The organism is Mesorhizobium sp. M5C.F.Ca.IN.020.32.2.1 (assembly GCF_004023105.1).
GTDB classification, from domain to species: Bacteria; Pseudomonadota; Alphaproteobacteria; order Rhizobiales; family Rhizobiaceae; genus Mesorhizobium; species Mesorhizobium wenxiniae.
Map to the genome: position 1 here is coordinate 1 of NZ_RZSX01000601.1, position 4,079 is coordinate 4,079.

The window sequence follows — 4,079 nt, forward strand, 5'->3', positions numbered from 1 at the left end:
CTCGATATCACTCAAAGCTTCCTCACGCGATATAACTTTAATCGCGTTATCTCTGATCACCGCAGCTTCGGGCGGAGTGATGTTCTCGACGCCGAAATAGAGGAGCTGCTGAGGCACGAGCATCGGACGGATTGGGCCGAGCCTGGCAAGCGAAAATTCGCATCCGGGAATATTGAGCAAATGAGCGACACCAGTCCAGTCCAAGGCGCCGTCGCTCGTGTCGGGTGTGTTGAGATCGGCGTCGAAGTCTATGTAGACGAGTCCAATCCGCGCGCCGGCCGCGTTTGCTCCGGCGACCGTTCCCAGCTCCACAGTACAATCGCCACCTAAAACAAGCACGTCCTCCTGCGCTGCGATCGCCGTCGCCACGTGGCTTGCGACCAAGTCACAGGCGTGGCGCACGGCCTCTAGGTTCATAGCCTGCGGCTGCGAGGGATCCGGTCGCCATCGGAACGATGCAACATCGCCATCATCCCTGATGGTTCTGCCTCGGCTCGCGAGCGCCTCTGCGAGCCCATGTCGCCGAAAGGCCGCGGGCGCTTGTTCCTGCCCCGGCGAATAGGCGCCGGCGCTGGTGGCGGCGCCGATAATGTTCAACAAACGCGCCGACAAATCGGGGCTCCAATTTCGTATGATCCTCGTTGCAAAACGGGTCTGGAGGGACGAAGGTTCCTCCTCGATGTTGAGAGTTTGTTGCCCGGCATTGGCATGAGGCCAATAGGCCAGGCGTTCGCGCCGGAACGGCAAACGGCTCGCCGCATCGATGCCGTCGTGAGGCGCCGGACGCGCACAAGCCATGGGGACCCCAGTACAATCATGACCAAAGCGACAACAGCCATGAAAGCGAGCGGATCGAAGGAAGGAGAAGGAGGAGGCACTCCCTCTCAGCTGATAGATGCGAGAATCAACGAGCTGAGCGATTGGCGGGGCGAGATGCTCGCTCGGGTCCGAACCCTCATCAAGCAGGCCGACCCCGAAGTGGTCGAGGAGTGGAAGTGGAGAGGAGTTCCGGTGTGGGAGCACGCCGGAATAATCTGCACTGGTGAGACGTACAAGAATGTTGTGAAGATGACCTTCGCCAAGGGCGCCTCACTGGAGGACCCTTCAGGCCTCTTCAACTCCAGTCTCGAAGGCAACACCAGGCGCGCCATCGATATCCATGAGGGCGACAAGATCGATGAAGAGGCATTGAAGGCGCTCATTCGCGCCGCCGTGGCACTGAACATGTCAGGGCGAGCTACCACCACCCGCTCTCAGAAGAAACCGAAGAGCGGTTGAGGATCATCCACATCTGGCTGGGCTGGCTCCCTGGGGTCGCCTTCGTCGAAGCACATCGCAAGAGGGGGAAAATCCCTACTGCAGCAGTCCCTTGACGATGCCGCTCGCCTTGGAGAAATCCATCTGGCCCGCGTATTTCTCCTTGAGTGCAGCCATCACCTTGCCCATGTCCTTGACGCCGCTGGCGCCGGTCTCGGCGATGGCGGCGCGGATCGCCGTTTCGGTCTCGGCCTGGCCCAGTTGCGTCGGCAGGAAGTCTCGGATGATAGCCATCTCGTCGCGCTCCTGTGCGGCAAGCTCCGGCCGTTTGCCGTGGTCGAAAGCCTTGGCCGACTCCTCGCGCTGCTTCACCATCTTGGCCAGGATCTGCAAAATCTCGTCATCGGTGGCCGGCTCCTTGCCGGCGCCGCGATTGGCGATGTCGCGATCGTGAATGGCCGCCTGGATCAGCCGCAAGGTCGGCAGCCGACGCTTGTCCTGCGCCTTCATCGCACTCTTCAGGGATTCGGCGATTTTGTCGCGCATGATGCTTTCTCCTTCCAATGCGACGGACAATAGCCGCGCCGAAAGCCCATGGCAAATTCGACGTCGCCCGGCAAACCGCTGATATTGTTCAACGAAATAAATCCAGGGCTCGTACGGCGTGGCATCATTGACCGCCTTGGCGCCATCCCCTATGTACTGGGCCTTGCATGAACTGAATTTTTGTTGCGCGCGCTGGCTGCGAAATCGCCGCTGCGCGCGGTTTGCTGCGCAGAGTGGTCCGTCGGACCGATCGAAGGGCGCAGCCCTTTAGGAGTGTCGCCATGGCAACGACCGCCCTCTGGGCCACTGAGAAGCCGACGGCCTTGCTGGTGCTGGCCGACGGCACCGTCATCGAGGGCCGCGGCCTTGGCGCCACCGGCTCCGCCGTCGCCGAAGTGTGCTTCAACACCGCGCTGACAGGCTATCAGGAAATCCTCACCGACCCGTCCTACGCTGGCCAGATCGTCACCTTCACTTTTCCGCATATCGGCAATATCGGCACCAATGACGAGGACATCGAGGATCTCAACCCGGTCGCGCGCGCCGGCGCCGTCGGCGCCGTGTTCAAGGCCGACATCACCAATCCGTCCAGCTATCGCGCCGCAGCTGGTCTCGACCAATGGCTGAAGAAGCGTGGCATCGTAGCGCTTTCGGGCATCGACACGCGCGCGCTGACAGCGCTGATCCGTGAAAATGGCATGCCCAACGCCGTCATCGCGCACGCGCCCGACGGCATCTTCGACATCGACGATCTGAAGCGCCGCGCCGCCGCCTGGTCCGGCCTGATCGGGCTTGACCTGGCCAAGGACGTCACCTCCGGCCAGTCCTCGGTCTGGCGCGAGACGCCCTGGGTCTGGGACGAGGGCTTTGGCGAACAGACCGATCCGTCCATGCATGTCGTCGCCATCGACTACGGCGTCAAGCGCAACATATTGCGCCTGCTTTCCGGTCTTGGTGCCAAGGTCACGGTGGTGCCGGCCAACACCGGCGCCGAGGAGATCCTCGCCATGCGGCCCGACGGCATCTTTCTCTCCAACGGTCCCGGCGACCCGGAAGCCACCGGCGACTATGCCGTTCCGGTGATCCAGGACCTGCTGAAGACCGACATCCCGGTGTTCGGCATCTGCCTCGGCCACCAGATGCTGGCGCTGGCGCTGGGCGGCAAAACCGCCAAAATGCATCAGGGCCATCACGGCGCCAATCATCCGGTCAAGGATCACACCACCGGCAAGGTCGAGATCGTCTCGATGAACCACGGCTTTGCCGTCGATGCCGACTCGTTGCCGCGCGGCGTCGAAGAAACCCATGTCTCGCTGTTCGACGGCTCGAATTGCGGCATCACGCTGACAGGAAGACCGGTTTTCTCGGTCCAGCATCATCCCGAAGCCTCGCCCGGCCCGCAGGATTCGCACTATCTGTTCCGCCGCTTCGTCAATCTCATCCGCGAAAAGCGCGGCGAGCCGGCGCTGGCGGAGCGCGCCTAAAGCGCGTCGCGTCTGAAGGGATCCCTGCGACGCTCTTTAAGTTCCTGTTTTTGTGCATGTCGTTGTCCCAAAACCGCTGGGCGCACTTTTGGGCGACATGCATTGGGGCATTTTCCACGAAAAGTGAGTACCGGCTTTGCGCCCGCAATTGCGTTAAAACGGATTGACTGGCGGCGACGGCGGAAATGGAGCCGCCTTCATGCTTATTCGCTCTTAACGAAGATTAACCCCGTCGGTCACCGCTTCTTGCGCATGCATGCGTTTGACTTCCTTCGGCGTCGGCTTGGCCACTTTCGTGACGAAGACGATGAGCGCCAGCGTGAGAAAAACCGCGCCGAGCAGATAAGGGGCCCCGCCGAACACCACGGGCGCGCCCGGACCGGTGAACCAGGAAAAGATCGCCGTATAAAGCAGCGGCGTGATGATCGACGTGATCGAGAAGATTGAGGTCATCGCCCCCTGGAGTTCGCCCTGCGCCGAAGGCGGCACCTTGGCGGCGGCGAGACTTCTGAGCGGCGGATCGGCCAAGGCTTCCAGACAGCCGACGACGATCACCGCATAGATCATCCAGCCTTGCGACGCGAAGGCGTAGCCGAAGGCGCTGAGTGCCGTGAATGCAAGACCGAGTACCGCCGTCTTCCACTCACCAAGTTTGGGGATCACGCGCGGCAGGACCGTCGCCATGACGATCGCACCGCACAGACCGAAGGCGCCGAGCGAGAAACCGATCTGCTGTTCGTTCCAGCCATAGCGGTAATTGGAGACGAACGACCACACCGCCGGATACATCAT

The 4,079-nt window shown here is 61.7% G+C and carries 5 protein-coding genes; 2 read left to right on the forward strand and 3 right to left on the reverse strand.

Features of this window, described 5'->3' with window-relative positions:
* Positions 1 to 798: arginase family protein (locus tag EOA86_RS25135; protein WP_206630125.1), on the reverse strand; the 798-nt coding region annotated here is incomplete at its 3' end.
* An 18-nt stretch (positions 799 to 816) separates the two neighbouring features.
* Here EOA86_RS25135 and EOA86_RS25140 point away from each other — a divergent pair.
* A complete protein-coding gene (locus EOA86_RS25140; protein ID WP_128344141.1) occupies positions 817 to 1,278 on the forward strand; it encodes a DUF1801 domain-containing protein in 462 nt (153 codons plus the stop codon).
* 75 nt (positions 1,279 to 1,353) lie between these two features.
* Here the strand turns inward: EOA86_RS25140 and EOA86_RS25145 are convergent, their stop codons facing one another.
* Complete coding sequence (locus EOA86_RS25145; RefSeq protein ID WP_206630126.1) at positions 1,354 to 1,806, reverse strand: GatB/YqeY domain-containing protein; 453 nt, start codon at positions 1,804 to 1,806, stop codon at positions 1,354 to 1,356.
* 278 nt (positions 1,807 to 2,084) lie between these two features.
* On the opposite strand from EOA86_RS25145, the gene carA reads away from it, so the two are divergent.
* Positions 2,085 to 3,287 (forward strand): glutamine-hydrolyzing carbamoyl-phosphate synthase small subunit, encoded by a 1,203-nt coding sequence (gene carA / locus EOA86_RS25150; RefSeq protein WP_128344145.1) that lies wholly within the window; start codon positions 2,085 to 2,087, stop codon positions 3,285 to 3,287.
* A gap of 213 nt (positions 3,288 to 3,500) precedes the next feature.
* Here carA and EOA86_RS25155 read toward each other — a convergent pair.
* Positions 3,501 to 4,079 (reverse strand): MFS transporter (locus EOA86_RS25155; protein ID WP_128344147.1); only part of this gene is annotated, 579 nt, incomplete at its 5' end.

Bases quoted from the DNA above. Each gene is read 5' to 3' on its own strand.
- carA (WP_128344145.1), top strand. From the start codon at position 2,085: ATGGCAACGACCGCCCTCTGGGCCACTGAGAAGCCGACGGCCTTGCTG.
- EOA86_RS25140 (WP_128344141.1), top strand. From the start codon at position 817: ATGACCAAAGCGACAACAGCCATGAAAGCGAGCGGATCGAAGGAAGGA.